A 16,602-nucleotide genomic window follows, 5' to 3' on the forward strand; every position below is an offset into this window, starting at 1 on the left:
AGTGCGTCACCATGCTGTGGTCAATCCGGTTGCTGCATTTGCTGCGGCACAATTAATAGTTATTGCACATATAGCCCAGCCGTATAAACGCCAAAAGGCGGCGCCCCACTAAAGGTGCGCCGCCTTATCAATGAGAGGTGCGGCAGGGCAATCAGCCGCCCCTTTGAAACGGGGATTAACCGAAGAAAGCCTTAAGGTCGTCCTGCGGGGTGCTGATGCCGCAGATGCTGAACTGTTCCACCAGCACCTTGGCCACGTTGGGCGAAAGGAAGGCGGGCAGCGTGGGTCCAAGGTGGATATTCTTCACGCCGAGGGCCAGCAGGGCCAGCAGCACGATAACAGCCTTCTGTTCGTACCAGGCGATATTGTACACAATGGGCAGATCGTTGATGTCGGCCAGACCAAACACTTCCTTGAGTTTCAGCGCGACTACGGCCAAGGAGTAGGAGTCGTTGCACTGACCGGCGTCCAGCACGCGGGGGATGCCGCCGATATCACCGAGGTCAAGCTTGTTGTAGCGGTATTTGGCGCAACCAGCGGTAAGGATGACGGTATCCTTGGGCAGGCCTTCAGCAAACTCGGTGTAGTAGGAGCGGCTCTTGGCGCGGCCATCGCAGCCAGCCATGACCACAAACTTTTTGATGGCGCCAGACTTCACTGCGTCAACGACCTTGTCGGCCAGGGCCAGCACCTGATTGTGCGCAAAGCCGCCCACAATCTCGCCGGTCTCAATTTCCGTGGGTGCGGGGCAGGTCTTGGCGTGGGCGATAATGGCCGAAAAGTCCTTGTGCTCGCCGATTTCACCGGGGATGTGCTTGCAGCCGGGGAAGCCCACAATGCCTGTGGTATACACGCGGTCTTTGTAGCTGTCCTTGGGCGGCACAAGGCAGTTGGTGGTCAGCAGGATGGGGCCGTTGAAGGTGTCAAATTCTTCCTTCTGCTTCCACCACGCATTGCCATAGTTGCCCTTGAAGTGGCTGAACTTCTTGAAAGCGGGGTAGTAGTGGGCGGGCAGCATTTCGGAGTGGGTGTACACGTCCACGCCCGTGCCTTCGGTCTGCTCAAGCAGCATTTGCAGGTCGCGCAGATCGTGACCGGAAATCAGGATGCCAGGGTTGGTGCCCACGCCAATGTTGACCTTGGTGATTTCGGGATTGCCGTAGGTGCCGGTGTTGGCGGCATCCAGCAGAGCCATAACGCTCACGCCCTTGTTGCCGGTTTCAAGGGTCAGGGCCACGAGATCGGCCACGGAAAGGCTGTCGTCCAGAGTCTTTGCCAGAGCTTCCTGAATGAAGTTGTCCACGGCGGGATCATGCTTGCCCAGCACATCGGCATGCTTGGCATAGGCGGCCATACCCTTGAGCCCAAAGGTCACGAGCCAGCGCAGGGAGCGCACATCGTCGTCACTGGTGGCAAGAACGCCCACAGTGGCAGCCTTGGCAAGCATGGCGGCCTTGTCGTCCGATTCCCACAGGGCAGCATCGGCCAGCCCGTCGCGCGAGCCAAGCTCGGCCATCAGGGTTTTTTTGGCGGCACAGGTCTTGCGCACACGCTCGGCGATCATGTCGTCGTCAAAGTTGGCGTTGGTAATGGTGCAGAAAAGGTTGCCCACAACCATGCGATCGATTTCGTGGGTCACGGTCTTGCCCTGGGCGCGCAGTTTGGTAGCAACCTGCGCAAGGCCCTTGGTCACATATACCAGCACGTCCTGAAGGGCGGCGGTTTCGGGCTTTTTGCCGCACACGCCTACTTGGGTGCAGCCTTTGTTGCCCACGGTTTCCTGGCACTGAAAGCAGAACATGGCGTTACTCATGGGATGTCTCCTGATACTCCGCAAAGCGGAGGCTGGGGGGTGATCCGCCTACGCGGGGGTCTTGGGGGTAGGAAAAACAACGGTAAGCAGCATTTTGAAGCGCTCTTGTGCGCGTACTGCGTGCGGCTGACCGGCGGGCATGACAATCACTTCACCCGCCTGAACCGTATGCAACTGGCCGCTGATGGTTACTTGTGCCGCGCCTTCAAGCACGAGAACCATGGCATCACCCGTGGAGGTGTGGGCGCTGATTTCTTCGTTGGCGTCAAAGGCAAACAGGGTAATGCTGACAGAGGCGTTTTGGATAAGGGTCTTGCTGGCGATCTGGCCAGGCTGGCACTCTACCTGCGCGGCCAGGGGCAGCGCTACGGCGAATTCAAGGTTTTTGAGAATGCGGTCCATGAGGCCCTCCTTGTGTTGACGATTCCGTTCTATCAAGGCTGGGACAATGGTTCTGTAACAAATGTTACGGATGCTCAAGAAAATGAAAATATTTTGGGCGGGGGAGAGAAAAGAGGCAATGTTCAATAGCCTGAAATTAATTATGAAAAATAATAAATTCAATCAGGCTGGGAAATACTCGCATAAAAAATTCAGTGAGGCGATGTCAGGAACGCGAATGCTTCTACCCTCCATTTGCAGAAGGCCCTCGTCGCGCATGGCGGCGAGCTCGCGTGAAAGTGACGGGCGGGTTACACCCAGAAAATCAGCCATTTGTTCGCGGTTCATTGCCAGTGAAACAGCGCCGTCAGGGCGGCGGTGTTCCAGCAGCAGGGCTGCAAGCTTGCGCCGCAAGCTGCCGGATGACAGCAGTGAAATGCGGCGTGTAAGAAAAAAAGCCTTGTGCGCAAAAATTCCGAGCATGTTGCGGATCATGCGTGAATGAACTGAGCAGGCTTTTTCGCAAGTGGCGTAGAAAAAACGGGCGGGAATGCCAAGTATCCTCACAGGCGTTTCGGCCAAGACGCTGCAACCATAGTTTGGGCGGCCCAGAAAAACGTGTACCTCGCCAAATAGGTCACCTGGGGCGTCCACGCGTGCCATCACGGCGCGTCTGCCTTCGGTGGATTCACGGCACACGTTCACCGCACCTTCAAGCAATACATACAGCCTCTCCGGCGGGTCGGATTCTGCAAAAATCAGCGCGCCCTTGCCATGCTGCTCTTCAAAAGCGCCGCTGCATGCAAGACACAGTCTGGCTTCGTGCCCGGTCATGCCCGAAAACAGCGGTGATGCTTCCAATGCGCGTTCCATATGCTCCTCTGAAAGAAGTATGAATCCTTATTTCAGTATACCGCAAATTGTACTTGTGACGCAACCGCACGTTTGCAAGATTTTATGCATGAAATAAAAAAGGGGGCAAAAGCCCCCTTTCTGCTGAATAGCGCAAAAGCTTACAACGACGGCATGCCCAGCAGCAACCGGGCGGAAACAACCACCTGCATGATAACCTGGGTGATGTCCTTGACTGCCTGCATGTTTTTGGATTCCACCTTGGGCAGCACCATTACCTGATCGCCGGGCAGAATATCATCGCCGTTCTGCGACACGGAACCGTTCTGGTGCAGCACCAGAACCTTGTCGTGGTCGGCACGGTTGGTATAGCCGCCAGCACCCTTGATGTAATCGTCCACATCCTTCTTTTTGCCCCACAGCATGGCCTGCGGCATCATGACCTCGCCGCTCACCAGCACAACGTCGCTCTTAGCGGGGATCACAATAATATCGCCGTCTTCCAGCGAGAGGTCGGCTTTGTCCGGCCCGCCGTCAAGCACAACCACGCCTTCCGGTTCCACGGTCTTGGCCCGTTCCACGAACTTGGAGACCATCTCCGCCTCCTTGGCTCGGATGGCGGCTTCGTCCGCGCTGGCAGAGGAAGCCGTGAGGGCTGTTTCCTCCAGTCTGCGCAGGGAATCGGCAATGGCCTTTTTCTGCCTGGCGGCAACGCTCTTGCGTTTGATGTACATGGCCTGAAGGTTGGCGCGGCCAGGCTCAACGGCAATAAAGTTCTTCACTTCCTGCAGGCGGGCGCCGCGCCGCACGGGAAAGCGCGAAGCCCCGCGCACTGCGCCCTGCACCTCAACCATCATGGTATTGCCGGGCGCATCTGCAATAAACTGTACCTGATCGCCGTCTTCAAGCATCAGGTTGCGCAGTTCCTTGAGCGGCAGATAGGTGCTGTAAGGCGCGCCGTTGCGGGTGCCGGAAAGGGCGATGTGCGAGGCGCTGTTCTGCGGTTCGGCCAGTTCAATCAGAGCCGTGCCCGTGGATTTGCCCTTGGGGAATTCAAATTTTGCAGAGGTGCGCACCGCGCCGATGGCCGTGATGGTGGGGCCTTTGTCGCCCACCACAAGCGTGTCGCCTTCCTGCACGCGCACTGCGGGCAACACGCCCTTGCGGGCAAAGGGGTAGAGGTCGAGGCTGGCAACAGCCTTGCCATCGCGCATCAGGCGGATGTCACGATAACTGCCGCGCATGGGGTCAAGGCCTCCGGCCTTGTCCAGAAAGCTCAGCAACGGGTCGCCGGGGGTGCCGGTGTACCGGCCAGGTCTGGCAACGCCGCCTGTGACAAAAACTGCCACAGGCCGAGCATCCAGAGGCGCAGCGTAAATTTGCGCATCAGCGTGCCCATTGGCGGCGAGTTTGCTGCGCAAGGCTTCGGCCAGCTTGTCGTAGCCAAGGCCAGCCACGGGTATGGCCCCCACCTCGGGTACGTCCAGATGCCCGTCGGCGGCCACAGTCAGGGTGCTGTCCACCTTGAGGTCGCCGCCCCACAGGCGCAGCACCACCCGGTCGCCCGGTGCGATGATGGAGGCATCCTTGGCGTCCTTGGCGGCGTCCTTGCTCTGCGAAAAATTGCCCTGAAACAGGTTGGCAGCGTAGGGCTGGGGTGCATTTTCGGCCTTGACCGCGCTGGACAGGGCGAAAAAGATCAGCAGAAAAGTGAAAATAGTTCTGTGCGACATGGCAGTTTTGATGCAATGGATTCGGGCTTGCATGGCCCCCAGAGGTGGTTCCGCAAACAGGCTGTATGACCCTAGGGTTTCGTAGTCAATGTCCTCGTAATGCCTTGTATCTCCAGTAGATGGAGGCGCTGTGGCTGCTCGGAGCAAGGCGGTTCAACAGGGCTTGCGAGGCTGCAACTGCAACTAGGAAAGCGCACGTGCGTGGTATTCGCCGTGCGCTTCCATAAATAATCACATTTGCCCGGTTTAGCCAGAGGCAATGCACCCTTGATCGTTTTTTGCCAAAGGGCCTGCTGTCATTAAGCCGGAGTCTCAGTCTTGCTACTGCGAAAGACCCTGTCCCCACACTCGCGGGGCCATGATCCAGCGGCCTTTGTCGTCTTTGCAGATGACAATAACTTCCGCTTCACGCTGGCCTGAAAGTACGGTTCCGCGTTTGCAGTCCTCGCCCTTGGCCGAGGTGAAAAGCTCGTCCAGGCTCACGCGCACCCCCTTGCCAAAATCAGGGTCGTCAACAGTAGCGGTTTCTCCCACTGCGGAGACGATCATGAAGCCAGTGACAGGGCCGGGGGGCGTTTCGGGCTGGGCCGGAGCCCCGCCGAAGCCGCACCCGCCGAGCAGCAGGGCCGTAAGGACCGCCAGACCGGAAAGGCCCAGGCGGCTTTTGCCGGGCAGAGCCATCGGCCAATGAGCTGAACGCGTTTGCATGGCATTTCCTTTTAATGGCAGCCGTATTTTTTGGTAAATACAGCGGCTTTTTCCTTTCCCTCTCGCAAAGAAACGCGCGGCTGTCAATGCCGCACGCGCTTGTGCCCTTGGTTGAGTAATCGTTGGGGGGACAATAGTCACGCTTTTTGCAAAAAACAGGAATTTATCTGTTGATACCATGGTAAGCCAGATGGTTAGCAAAAGCACAATTAATAAATAAGGAATTTTATTTTGCAATTTGTTGTAAGGGTGGTATTTTATGCACAATCTAGAAGTCAGCTTCGGGAGAGGTCATGTCCAAACTGGCAATGAAAACCATCCATGTGCATGACGCCGTGGGCAGTATTTTGTGTCACGACATCACCAGGATTATTCCTGGTGAAAGCAAAGGGCCTGTTTTTCGCAAAGGCCATGTCGTGCGGGAAGAAGACGTTGAGGTGCTGCTGCAGGTCGGCAAAGAGCATCTTTATGTTTTTGAATCACTGCCCGGCATGGTTCACGAAAATGATGCCGCCGCGCGCGTGATTTCTGCCGTTTCCGGCGGCAACCTGACATGCACGGAACCCAAGGAAGGGCGCATCGACCTCAAGGCCGCCTGTGATGGACTGCTGCGGGTGGATGTGCCTGTTCTCAACCGCATAAACAGCCTTGGCGAAATTTCTGTCGCAACCATCCACACCATGCAGCACGTAACCAAGGGGCGCTCGGTAGCGGGAGCCCGCGTGGTGCCGTTGATGATTGAGGATGAAAAACTGCGGCAGCTTGAATCATTCGTCGATGGTCCGGTCGTTGAAGTTCTGCCTCTGCGCCGCGCCAGAGTTGGCGTGGTCACAACGGGCAGCGAAGTGTTTTACGGGCGCATTCAGGATGCCTTTGGCCCTGTGCTGCGCAAAAAGTTTGCCGCTCTGGGCAGCACGGTGGTGGGGCAGACCCTTACCAGCGACGAAGTGCCCATGACTGCCGGAGCAATCAGGGATTTTCTCGAACAAGGTGCTGATTTTATTGTGGTAACAGGCGGTATGTCTGTTGACCCTGACGACCGTACGCCAACTGCCATCCGCGCTTCCGGAGCGGAGGTGGTCAGCTATGGCGCGCCGGTGTATCCGGGCGCCATGTTCCTTCTGGCCTATGCCCAGGGGGCGGCAGGCCGGGTGCCCGTGTTGGGGCTGCCCGGATGCGTCATGTACCACAAGGCCAGCATTTTTGATCTCGTTGTGCCGCGCCTGCTGGCCGGCATTGAGGTGACGGCTGCCGATGTGGCGGCATTGGGGCACGGGGGCTTTTGCTCCCAGTGTGAAGAATGCCGCTATCCGATCTGTCCGTTCGGGAAATAGGAGGCGGGCAATTTGACCCCGGGCGCGGATTTACCGCGCAGGCATATACCTTTGTTCATTATTAAAAGGAGTCGCGCATGGAAACAAAAACCCTTGTGATTAACGGCATTCCCCGGCGCTTGCTGGCTAACCCCGACGATATGCTTGTGGACGTGCTGCGCGATCAGTTGCAGCTCACCAGTGTCAAAGTTGGCTGCGGCAAGGGGCAGTGCGGTGCCTGCACGGTGATTCTTGACGGCAAAGTTGTACGCGCCTGCGTGGTCAAAATGAGCCGCGTGGCGGAAAACGCCGCCGTGACCACGCTTGAGGGCGTGGGCACCCCCAGCAACCTGCATCCGCTCCAGCATTCCTGGATTTACCACGGCGCGGCCCAGTGCGGTTTCTGCACTCCTGGCTTCATCGTTTCGGCCAAGGCCCTGCTTGATTCCAATCCCAATCCCAGCCGTGAAGACGTGCGCGACTGGTTCCAGAAAAATCACAACGTCTGCCGCTGTACGGGCTATAAGCCTCTGGTGGACGCGGTCATGGACGCTGCCGCCCTCATGCGCGGCGATAAAACGCTGGACGACGTTACCTTCAAGATGCCTGCCGATGGCCGCATCTGGGGTTCCACCATGCCCCGTCCTTCTGCCGTCGCCAAGGTGACCGGCACCGCCGAATTCGGCGCGGACGCAGCGCATCGCCTGCCCGCCAACACCCTGCACCTCGCCATTGCCCAGGCCAAGGTATCCCATGCCAACATCAAGGGCATCGACACCTCTGAAGCCGAAAAAATGCCCGGCGTGTACAAGGTGCTGACCCACAAGGATGTGAAGGGCAGGAACCGCATCACCGGCCTGATCACCTTCCCCACCAACAAGGGTGACGGCTGGGAACGTCCCATCCTTAACGATACCAAAATCTTCCAGTACGGCGATGCGCTTGCCATCGTCTGCGCTGACTCCGAATGCAACGCCCGCGCCGCGGCTGAAAAGGTCAAGTTTGACCTGGAGCTGCTGCCCGAATACATGAGCGCTCCGGAGGCCATGGCCCCGGACGCCATCGAAATCCACCCCGGCACCCCCAACATCTACTATGACCAGATTGAGGAAAAAGGCGCGGATACCGCTCCTTTCTTCAATGATCCGGCAAACGTTGTTGCGGAAGGCGATTACTACACTCAGCGCCAGCCCCACCTGCCCATCGAACCCGATGTGGGCTACGGCTATGTGAACGACAAGGGCCAGGTGGTCATCCACTCCAAGTCCGTTGCCATCCATCTGCACGCGCTGATGATCGCCCCCGGCCTCGGCCTGGAATTCCCCAAGGATCTCGTGCTGGTGCAGAACACCACGGGCGGCACCTTTGGCTACAAGTTCAGCCCCACCATGGAAGCCCTTGTGGGCGTGGCTGTTATGGCTACGGGCCGTCCCTGCCACCTGCGTTACAACTACGAGCAGCAACAGAACTACACCGGCAAGCGTTCGCCCTTCTGGACGACCGTGCGCTTTGCCGCCAACAAGCAGGGCAAGATTCTTGCCATGGAAACGGACTGGAGCGTTGACCACGGTCCTTATTCCGAATTTGGCGATCTGCTCACCCTGCGCGGCGCGCAGTATATCGGCGCTGGTTACGGCATCGCCAACATTCGCGGCAAGGGCCGCACCGTTGCCACCAACCACTGCTGGGGTGCGGCTTTCCGTGGTTACGGCTCGACGGAATCCGAATTCCCCTCCGAAGTGCTCATGGACGAACTGGCTGAAAAGCTGGGCATGGATCCCTTCGACATCCGCGAGCTGAACTGCTACCGCGAGGGCGATACCAACCCCTCCGGTCAGGTGCCTGAAGTCATGAGCCTGCCCGAAATGTTCCAGAAAATGCGTCCCTACTACGAGGCCGCCAAAAAGAACGTCAAAGCCAAGTCCACCGCCGAAGTCAAGCGCGGCGTGGGTATTGCCCTTGGCGTGTACGGCGCTGGCCTTGACGGGCCGGACACCTCCGAAGCCTGGGCCGAACTGAACCCCGACGGCAGCGTAACTGTGGGCAACTCGTGGGAAGACCATGGTCAGGGCGCTGATTCCGGCACCCTGGGCACCGCCCATGAAGCCCTGCGCCCCCTGAACATCAAGCCCGAAAACATCCATCTGGTCATGAACGATACCAGCAAGACCCCCAATTCCGGTCCTGCTGGCGGTTCGCGTTCTCAGGTGGTCACGGGCAACGCCACCCGCGTGGCCTGCGAAATGCTTATTGAAGGCATGCGCAAGCCCAGCGGCGGCTTCTTTACCTATGAGGAAATGAAGGCCGAAGGCCGCCCCGTGCACTATGACGGCAAGTGGTCTGCTCCGGCCAAGGACTGCGACGCCAAGGGCCAGGGCGAACCCTTTGCCTGCTACATGTACGGTCTGTTCCTTGCCGAAGTGGCCGTTGAGGTCGCAACCGGCAAGACCACGGTTGAAAAGCTTGTGTGCGTGGCCGACATCGGCGCCCTGTGCAACAAGCTGGTGGTTGACGGTCAGATCTACGGCGGCTTGGCGCAGGGCGTTGGCCTTGCCCTGACCGAAGACTACGAAGACCTGAAGAAGCACAGCACCCTTGCTGGCGCGGGCGTGCCCACCATCAAGATGATTCCTGACGACATGGAAATCGTCTATGTGCAGACCCCCCGCAAAGCTGGCCCCTTCGGCGCTTCCGGCGTGGGCGAAATGCCCCTTACCGCGCCGCATCCTGCCATCATCAACGCCATCTACAATGCTTGCGGCGCGCGTGTGCGCCACTTGCCCGCCCGCCCCGAAAAGGTGTTGGCGGCCATGCCCAAGTAGCGTAAGATTGCGGTAAACATCTGGAGACACTGGGGAGAATCCTGATTGAAAGGGATTCTCCCCATATCCCAGCCCCATGTTTATTCGTTTGGTCTTCCGCGCGCCGGGCCATGAGCGCCACGGTGTGCAATGTTTTTGCAGCGGGGTTTTCGGGGGTATCTCTGAAAGCCCTGTTTGTATTTTCGGCGGCAATCCACGCCGCCTGCCCTTGCCGCAGCGCCTGTCTGCACCAAGCCAGCGAGAACAATCGCCATGATGGATCAACAACGTCTGCACGAAATAGAGTCGCACTGTACACAGGAAAGCCCGCCCCGTTGCCGGGTGGCCTGTCCCTTTGATCTGGATGTGCGCGCCTTCATGGCCCGTATGGCTGAGGGCAAGCAGGGGGAGGCCCGCAAGGTGCTTGAGCGGCATTTGCCCCTGCCCGGCATTATTGCCCGCATTTGCGATCACCCCTGTGAAAACGCCTGTCTGCGGCAGGATCTGGGCGGCAGCCTCGCCATGCATGGGCTTGAACTCTCGTGCATGCTTGCTGTGGGCGCGCAGAGCCGTATGCTGCCCTTGCCGCCAAAAAAATACCGTATGGCTGTGATGGGGGCCGGGCTTGCCGGGCTTGCGGCAGCCTGGGATCTGTCGCGCAAGGCCTATCCTGTTACAGTCTTTCACTCGGGAGCGCCGGGCGAATTTTTGCTCAAAGCGTATCCTGCACTGGCGGCAGACAATACGGCGGGCATTGCCAAGAATTTTTTGGCAGAAGACATGGAAGCTCTTGGCCGCCAGAAGGTCAGTTTTACGCAGGCAACGCTTGATGCCGCGCTGCTGGAAAAGCTGGCTGCGGAGTACGACGCCGTGCTGGTGGACGCCGATGCCCTGCAGCAGCTTGCACCCGACCTTGTACCAGACGAAGCGCAGGTGGATGCGGAAACCCTGCTCTGGCGGGACAATATCTGCTGCGCTGGCTGGCGCAGCAGCACCCCCACAGGCCACACTTTCGCCTCACCTTCGCGTCAGGCGGGGCAGGGGCGGCATGCGGCGCAGACCATGGAGCGTGTGACCAGCGGCGTTTCACTCACAGCCGCGCGGGACAAATTTCAGGGGCCGCTGCACACCGATGTGACGGGCATAAGCCCAGTGCCGCGTGTGGAACCTGCCGCACAGGCAGCTTGCGGCGAGCCTCTCTATTCGGCGGAGGAATCCGCGCGCGAGGCGGAGCGTTGCCTGCAATGCCAGTGCATGATCTGCGTGCGCGAATGCGTGTACTTGCAGAAATACAAGGGCTATCCGCGCCTCTACGCGCGTCAGGTCAATAACAACGCGTCCATCGTCAAGGGGTTGCACACGGCCAATACCCTCATCAACGGCTGCGCCCTGTGCGGTCAGTGCGAGGAACTGTGCCCGGAGAATTTTTCCATGGCTGAACTGTGCCTCTCCGCACGGGAAGACATGGTGGAACGTGGCTTTATGCCGCCCACGGCCCACGAATTTGCACTTGAGGATATGGAAAGCGCCTCCGGGCCGGAATGCGCCCTTGTGCTGCCGCCCTTGTTGCCAGTCGCAGAATCCCAGAGCGCTGGCGCGAATCTGGATGCAAGCGAGCAGTGGCTGTTTTTTCCCGGCTGCCAGCTGGCTGCGGCGCGCGTGGAACAAACGGCGGCGCTTTATGATCTGCTGCGCGAAAAGCTTGGCAATGGTCTGAAATCCGGCGTGGGCATCATGCTTTCCTGCTGCGGCATCCCGGCGCGCTGGGCCGGAAGAACGGCCCTGTTCAGGGAACATACGGACAAACTGCGCAAGGCCTGGGAGGGTCTGGGCAAGCCGCGCATCATGGCGGCCTGTTCTTCCTGCCTTACGGCCTTGAGGGAAGCCCTGCCGGAAGCGCAGACCGTTTCCGTGTGGGAAGTGCTGGACGGCTTGCCGTTTGAGGCTCCTTCGGCAGGTAATTCCCTGCCCTCGGTGTTTTCCATTCAGGATCCCTGCACCGCCCGGCACGATGCGGCATGGCTTGCCGCTGTGCGCAGTCTGGCAGGCAAATGTGGGGCAAAAATTGAAGAACCGCGCCTTTCCGGCGCTTCCACAGCCTGTTGCGGTTACGGTGGCCTTGTGTGGTGCGCCCAGCCGGAAACCGCCCGCGCCATGAGCGATCACCGGGCCGCCCAGCTTGAGCACCCCGGCCTTGCCTCGTGTATCATGTGCCGTGACCGCATGGCGGCCAGCGGCAAGGAATGCTGGCATCTGCTTGATCTGCTGCTGCCAGCGTCGGCCAGGGCGCAGTCCGGCGCGGCTCAAGGCCCCGGTCTTTCGGCGCGCCGCGCCAACAGGGCTGCCTTGCGCCGCAAACTGCTGGAGAAATACGGCAGCGCCGTTGGACAGCAGACCCTGCTTGCAGACACGCCTGAGCAGGAGGGAAAGGGCAGGGTGCTGGTGACGGCGGAAGTGCTGGCGCGGCTGGAAGAGCGGCATATTCTGCTTTCAGACGTGGAAGGGGCCGTTGTGGGGGCTGAGACCAGCGGGCATTGGTTTGAAAATCTGGACGACGGGCATCGTCTTGGTTCGTGGCGGCCCAGAAAGGTGACTTTCTGGGTGGAATACGAAGCGCAGGGCGAGGCCTTTGTCCTGCACGATGCGTGGTGCCACCGTATGGTGGTGCCGGGTTCCGGCGGTCAGGAAGCTGCGGATGTCATCAACAGCCACCAGTGCTGCACCGATGGGCAGCGCCCCAACATGTTGGGTGCGCAAAATGGCGGGCAGAGAGGTGAACAGTCATGAGCATGGGGCCAAACTACGGGCCGGACGGCGGCCAGTGGGTGTGCGGGCGTTGCCACGTTGCCCTTGAGCAGGTGAAGGTTCCGGTTTTTTATCTCAACAGCGCCTTTGACGTGTTTTTGCCGCGCTGCCCCAAGTGCGGGCTGACGCAGGTGCCCAAGTCTCTGGCCGAAGGCAAGATGCTTGAGGTGGAAGCACTGCTGGAAGATAAATGAACGCACTGTGGGAAAGGCCGGACTTTCGCCGCGCAGCTGGTGACGCATGGCGTCCCGGTGGCGTGGAACTGACGCGCCGCGCCCTTGCGTGGTGCGCTTCTGGGGGCCTGCTTGCGCCCGGCGGGCTGGTTCTTGACCTTGGCAGCGGGGCAGGGGCGACATTACGCCTGCTTACGCAGATGGGCTACCGCGCCGTGGGGCTGGACAAATGCGCCGAAGCGGGCTTTCCCAGCGGTGGAAGCCCCTCAGTCAACGCGCCACATAGTGATGATTGTCGCATTGTGCGGGCCGACCTTGAGCGCCCGCCGCTGGCTGCGGATTCCTGCGACGGCATAGTGTGCGAGTGCGTTCTTTCCTTGTTGCGCAATCCCCTTGCGGCCTTGCGCGCCGCCTGCCGCGCCCTGCGCCCCGGCGGGGCGATGGTGATCAGCGACCTCATGCTGCGGCCAGGCTATGAACGCCCTGTTAGCTCTGGCTGCTCTGGTACAGGTCCTTCCCGCTCCGGTTGTTCCTGTTCCGGTCACGCAAGCGGATTGCAGTCAAGCTCGCCCCAATCCAGCCCGCTGAAATCAGAGACGGCTCAAGCCCTTCCGGTGGAATACACTGCGCCGGGTTCATCGTGCCTTGCGGGTGCGCGGCCTGAATCAGTGTGGCGCGGGCTTGTGGAAGCGGCGGGCCTGCACTTGCTGCACTATGAGGACAACAGCCGCGCTCTGGTGGAGCTGGCCGCCCGCATGATCTGGTACGGTGATGACGCAACCCGGCCCGCGGCGAATCACGGCAGCAATGGTTGCGCGTGCGGGGGCGCATCTCCCGACAAAGCTTGGCGAGCCTATGGATACGGTCTTTGGATTGCCCGAAAGGAGACGCTATGAATCCCATGATGATGGAATTGCTACCCCTGGTGCATCAGGGCTATTGTTGCAGCCAGTTACTGCTCCTGCTCATGTTGCAGGCTCAGGACAGGCAGAATCCCGGCGTGGTGCGCGCCGCGCAGGGGCTGTGCCATGGCATCGGTCAATCGGACGGCCCTTGCGGCCTTTTGACGGGAGGTGCCTGCGCCCTGGCTCTGGTTGCGGGTAAAGGAGCGGAAGATGAAATTCCGCATCCCATGCTCACGCCTCTGCTCAATGATTACGCCACATGGTTTTATGACCGCACGGAAGCTTACGGTGGTCAGCGTTGCGGGCAGATTGCGGCTGGGCTTGGCGCGACTTCCGGCGCTGCGGGCGAGCAGCCAAACCCTGTGGCCTGCGGCGACTTGCTGGCGGAATGCTGGGGAAAAATCATGGAACTGGTTCAGAGTTACGAGCTGGATCTGACGGAAAAGGCATGACCTTACGCCGCACTCAGAGTCTTTGCCCCGTGTGCCTACGCCGGGTAGAGGCCACTTACGAGCGATCGGTCAAGGATGCACTCACTGTCGTACTGCGCAAAACCTGCCCGGATCACGGCACGTTCAGTGTCCCCGTATGGCGGGAAGCCAAGCCCGGTGCAGTTGCCACGCCGCCCTTTGCAGCATGGTCGCGGCCCAAAAGCCCTTCCTACCCGGCCAATCCGCACACGCCCATCCGCGATGGCTGCCCCTTTGACTGCGGCCTTTGCCCTGCCCACGCACAGCATACCTGCACAGGCCTGTTTGAGGTGACCATGCGTTGCGACATGGCCTGCCCTGTGTGCTATGCATCTGCTGGTTCCATGTCGAATCAAAGTTTTGAAGAGGCGGGAGACGTGCCGCTGAGCGTGATTGCCGCGCAGATGGATACCCTCAAGGGCGCGTCCGGCCCCTGCAATGTGCAGATATCCGGCGGGGAACCGACAATGCGCCATGACCTGCCACAGATCATCACGCTTGCGCGGCAACGCGGCTTTGGGCTGGTGCAGATCAATACCAACGGGCTGCGCTTGTCGCGCGAGCAGGGTTATGCCCATGAACTGCGCGAGGCGGGGCTTGATTCCGTCTACCTGCAATGGGACGGCGTGCGCGAAAGCAGCTTTACAAGCCTGCGGGGTAGGGAATGCCTCGATTTCAAGCGCCGCGCCGTGCGCAACTGCGCAGAGGCCGGGCTTGGCGTGGTGCTGGTGGCAACCCTTGTGCGCGGCGTCAACGATGGTGAACTGGGCGATCTGCTGCGCATGGCGCTGGAACTTGGCCCCGCGGTGCGGGGTCTGCACATGCAACCAGCCGCCTTTTTTGGGCGCTACCCCTGGAGTTTGGAGGAAGCCCCGCGCCTGACCCTGCCCGAAGTGATGGGCGCGCTTGCCCGGCAGGCGCCGGAAATGGTCAGCCCCAGTCACCTGCACCCACCCGGATGTGAGAACGAGCTGTGTTCCTTCAGTGCAGTGTACCGGCGGGTGCAGAAAAACGGCGCACCTTCGCTGGAATGGCTGGCCGATGCGGGGCAGTCGTGTTGCTCTCCAGCACCGAGGGCCGCTGGCGCGGAAGTGCCTCCGCCCGCTGAGGACGGGGCGCGTAAGGCCAAGCAGTTTGTGGCCCTGCACTGGAAGGGCGACAGCGGCGGGGAATCTGCCTGCGCCTGTGGGGGCGCATCTGGCCCTGACTCTGGCAACGCAGGCAACAATGCCAGTGCGGACGGCTTCAGTCGGTTTCTGGCTCAGGCCGGGGCAGAGCAGCGCTTCACGCTTTCGGCCATGGCCTTTCAGGATGCCCTGAGCCTCGACCTTGACCGCGTGCGCGGCTGCTGCATCCATGTAGTGCGGCCTGACGGGCGCATGATTCCGTTCTGCCTGCACAACCTCACTGCCAGCGACGGCACGCGCCTGTATGGTGACGCCTAGTGACAGATGACGTAAATCATCCTTCCATAACAGGTTTCGGCTCCTGCCCGCTTGATCTCTGGCTGGCCCGTCAGTGTGGGGCGCGCAGTTCCGGGGAGCTGCCCGGCAGGCTGGCGATTGCGCAAACGGCCTTGCTGCGCAGCACCTTGCGGCAGGCCTTGCGTGGGGCGTTTTATGCCAGGCATTTGCGGGAGTGCGATCTGGATATAACCAGTGTGGATGATCTGGAGCGCCTGCCCTTCACCACTGCGGAAGACCTGCGCCACTGGGGTGATTTTTTGTGCGTTTCTCAGGGGGATGTGCAGCGTATGGTCACGCTGCACACGTCAGGCACCACCGGGCAACCCAAGCGGCTTGCCTTTACTGATGCGGATCTGGCCCGCACGCGCGATTTTTTTGCCGTGGGCATGAGCCAGCTTGTGGGCGCGGGGCAGCGGCTGGCAGTGCTGTTGCCCGGTGCGGAGCGGCCTGACGGCGTGGCCGACCTGCTGCGGCAGGCTTTGAGCGCGGCGTGTGTGGATGTGCTGGCCCCGCCGCCGGAAGTTCACGCGGTTCCAGCGGCAGATACAGACTCTTGCGCGGAGCCGGGCAAAGCCCTTGCCCTGTGGCTGGAGCAGGCAAAGCCCCATTGCCTTGTGGCCGCGCCAGCGCAACTCGCCCTTTTGCTGAAGCACTTTCCCCACCGGGGGCCGCAGGGGCTTGTGGGTATACTCACCAGCGCTGAGCCGCTGGACGATGCGCTTGGGCAGGCTCTGCGCCGGGCGTGGCAATGCGAGATTCTGGATCACTACGGCCTTACTGAAACCGCCTATGGTTGCGCGGTGGAATGCCCCGCGCATCAGGGATTTCATGTGCGCGAACTGGACGTTCTGATAGAAATAGTAGATATTTCAGGGCGTAAAGTATTGGCCAAAGGCGAGGAGGGCGAGGTCGTCATTACCACGCTCCAACGTCAGGCCATGCCCTTGGTGCGATATCGAACCGGTGATGTGGCCTGTCTGCTGCCAGCCCCTTGCGCCTGCGGCAGCCCTTTGCGCAGGCTTGGCCCTGTGCGTGGCCGCATTGAACGCAAAAACGGGCAACCTCCGCGCATCGTGCGTCCCGCCAAGGGGCGGGGTGTTTAACGCCTGATGGCATGTCCCGGCAATGGGCTTATTGCATCTGCTCCATACATTGATTGTTTTCAGCGCAGAAACGCGAAGA

The 16,602-nt window shown here is 60.3% G+C and carries 13 protein-coding genes; 8 read left to right on the forward strand and 5 right to left on the reverse strand.

Annotation, left to right across the window (positions count from 1 at the left end):
• Positions 1–175: 175 nt before the first annotated feature.
• From hcp to RDK48_RS12080, 5 genes are all read right to left on the reverse strand, one after another.
• Positions 176–1,801, reverse strand: a complete 1,626-nt coding sequence (gene hcp, locus RDK48_RS12060; RefSeq protein WP_298992533.1) for a hydroxylamine reductase — start codon at positions 1,799–1,801, stop codon at positions 176–178.
• 60 nt (positions 1,802–1,861) lie between these two features.
• Entirely contained in the window at positions 1,862–2,215 is a 354-nt protein-coding gene (locus RDK48_RS12065) for a cupin domain-containing protein (RefSeq protein WP_298992365.1), read from the reverse strand.
• A 162-nt stretch (positions 2,216–2,377) separates the two neighbouring features.
• The gene (locus tag RDK48_RS12070) at positions 2,378–3,067 is read right to left on the reverse strand and encodes a Crp/Fnr family transcriptional regulator (RefSeq protein ID WP_298992368.1); all 690 of its coding nucleotides are present in this window, start codon (positions 3,065–3,067) and stop codon (positions 2,378–2,380) included.
• 140 nt (positions 3,068–3,207) lie between these two features.
• Positions 3,208–4,779: a polysaccharide biosynthesis/export family protein gene (locus tag RDK48_RS12075; protein WP_298992372.1), complete on the reverse strand. Its 1,572-nt coding sequence runs from the start codon at positions 4,777–4,779 to the stop codon at positions 3,208–3,210.
• Between the two features lie 321 nt (positions 4,780–5,100).
• The gene (locus tag RDK48_RS12080; protein ID WP_081640553.1) at positions 5,101–5,487 is read right to left on the reverse strand and encodes a DVU3141 family protein; all 387 of its coding nucleotides are present in this window, start codon (positions 5,485–5,487) and stop codon (positions 5,101–5,103) included.
• A 308-nt stretch (positions 5,488–5,795) separates the two neighbouring features.
• Between RDK48_RS12080 and RDK48_RS12085 the strand changes: the two genes are divergently transcribed.
• The 8 genes from RDK48_RS12085 to RDK48_RS12120 all read left to right on the forward strand — a co-directional run bounded on the left by RDK48_RS12085 (position 5,796) and on the right by RDK48_RS12120 (position 16,523).
• Positions 5,796–6,821, forward strand: a complete 1,026-nt coding sequence (locus RDK48_RS12085) for a molybdopterin-binding protein (protein WP_366125075.1) — start codon at positions 5,796–5,798, stop codon at positions 6,819–6,821.
• A gap of 77 nt (positions 6,822–6,898) precedes the next feature.
• Positions 6,899–9,622 (forward strand): molybdopterin-dependent aldehyde oxidoreductase, encoded by a 2,724-nt coding sequence (locus RDK48_RS12090; RefSeq protein ID WP_298992390.1) that lies wholly within the window; start codon positions 6,899–6,901, stop codon positions 9,620–9,622.
• 252 nt (positions 9,623–9,874) lie between these two features.
• Entirely contained in the window at positions 9,875–12,388 is a 2,514-nt protein-coding gene (locus RDK48_RS12095) for a pyridine nucleotide-disulfide oxidoreductase/dicluster-binding protein (protein WP_298992393.1), read from the forward strand.
• Positions 12,385–12,600, forward strand: a complete 216-nt coding sequence (locus RDK48_RS12100) for a DVU_1557 family redox protein (RefSeq protein ID WP_022659530.1) — start codon at positions 12,385–12,387, stop codon at positions 12,598–12,600. The genes RDK48_RS12095 and RDK48_RS12100 overlap by 4 nt, the downstream gene beginning before the upstream one ends.
• Complete coding sequence (gene trsM / locus RDK48_RS12105; protein ID WP_298992399.1) at positions 12,597–13,475, forward strand: DVU_1556 family methyltransferase; 879 nt, start codon at positions 12,597–12,599, stop codon at positions 13,473–13,475. The genes RDK48_RS12100 and trsM overlap by 4 nt, the downstream gene beginning before the upstream one ends.
• Positions 13,472–13,936 (forward strand): DVU_1555 family C-GCAxxG-C-C protein, encoded by a 465-nt coding sequence (locus tag RDK48_RS12110; RefSeq protein ID WP_022659532.1) that lies wholly within the window; start codon positions 13,472–13,474, stop codon positions 13,934–13,936. The genes trsM and RDK48_RS12110 overlap by 4 nt, the downstream gene beginning before the upstream one ends.
• Complete coding sequence (trsS, locus tag RDK48_RS12115; protein WP_298992404.1) at positions 13,933–15,399, forward strand: radical SAM (seleno)protein TrsS; 1,467 nt, start codon at positions 13,933–13,935, stop codon at positions 15,397–15,399. The genes RDK48_RS12110 and trsS overlap by 4 nt, the downstream gene beginning before the upstream one ends.
• Positions 15,399–16,523, forward strand: coding sequence for a DVU_1553 family AMP-dependent CoA ligase (locus tag RDK48_RS12120; protein WP_298992407.1), 1,125 nt, complete (start codon positions 15,399–15,401; stop codon positions 16,521–16,523). The genes trsS and RDK48_RS12120 overlap by 1 nt, the downstream gene beginning before the upstream one ends.
• Positions 16,524–16,602: the final 79 nt, after the last annotated feature.

The organism is uncultured Desulfovibrio sp. (genome assembly GCF_902477725.1).
Lineage (GTDB): Bacteria > Desulfobacterota > Desulfovibrionia > Desulfovibrionales > Desulfovibrionaceae > Desulfovibrio.

Coding starts and splice junctions, on each gene's coding strand:
- hcp (WP_298992533.1), bottom strand. CDS start 1,801: ATGTTCTGCTTTCAGTGCCAGGAAACCGTGGGCAACAAAGGCTGCACC.
- RDK48_RS12065 (WP_298992365.1), bottom strand. CDS start 2,215: ATGGACCGCATTCTCAAAAACCTTGAATTCGCCGTAGCGCTGCCCCTG.
- RDK48_RS12070 (WP_298992368.1), bottom strand. CDS start 3,067: ATGGAACGCGCATTGGAAGCATCACCGCTGTTTTCGGGCATGACCGGG.
- RDK48_RS12075 (WP_298992372.1), bottom strand. CDS start 4,779: ATGTCGCACAGAACTATTTTCACTTTTCTGCTGATCTTTTTCGCCCTG.
- RDK48_RS12080 (WP_081640553.1), bottom strand. CDS start 5,487: ATGCAAACGCGTTCAGCTCATTGGCCGATGGCTCTGCCCGGCAAAAGC.
- RDK48_RS12085 (WP_366125075.1), top strand. CDS start 5,796: ATGAAAACCATCCATGTGCATGACGCCGTGGGCAGTATTTTGTGTCAC.
- RDK48_RS12090 (WP_298992390.1), top strand. CDS start 6,899: ATGGAAACAAAAACCCTTGTGATTAACGGCATTCCCCGGCGCTTGCTG.
- RDK48_RS12095 (WP_298992393.1), top strand. CDS start 9,875: ATGATGGATCAACAACGTCTGCACGAAATAGAGTCGCACTGTACACAG.
- RDK48_RS12100 (WP_022659530.1), top strand. CDS start 12,385: ATGAGCATGGGGCCAAACTACGGGCCGGACGGCGGCCAGTGGGTGTGC.
- trsM (WP_298992399.1), top strand. CDS start 12,597: ATGAACGCACTGTGGGAAAGGCCGGACTTTCGCCGCGCAGCTGGTGAC.
- RDK48_RS12110 (WP_022659532.1), top strand. CDS start 13,472: ATGAATCCCATGATGATGGAATTGCTACCCCTGGTGCATCAGGGCTAT.
- trsS (WP_298992404.1), top strand. CDS start 13,933: ATGACCTTACGCCGCACTCAGAGTCTTTGCCCCGTGTGCCTACGCCGG.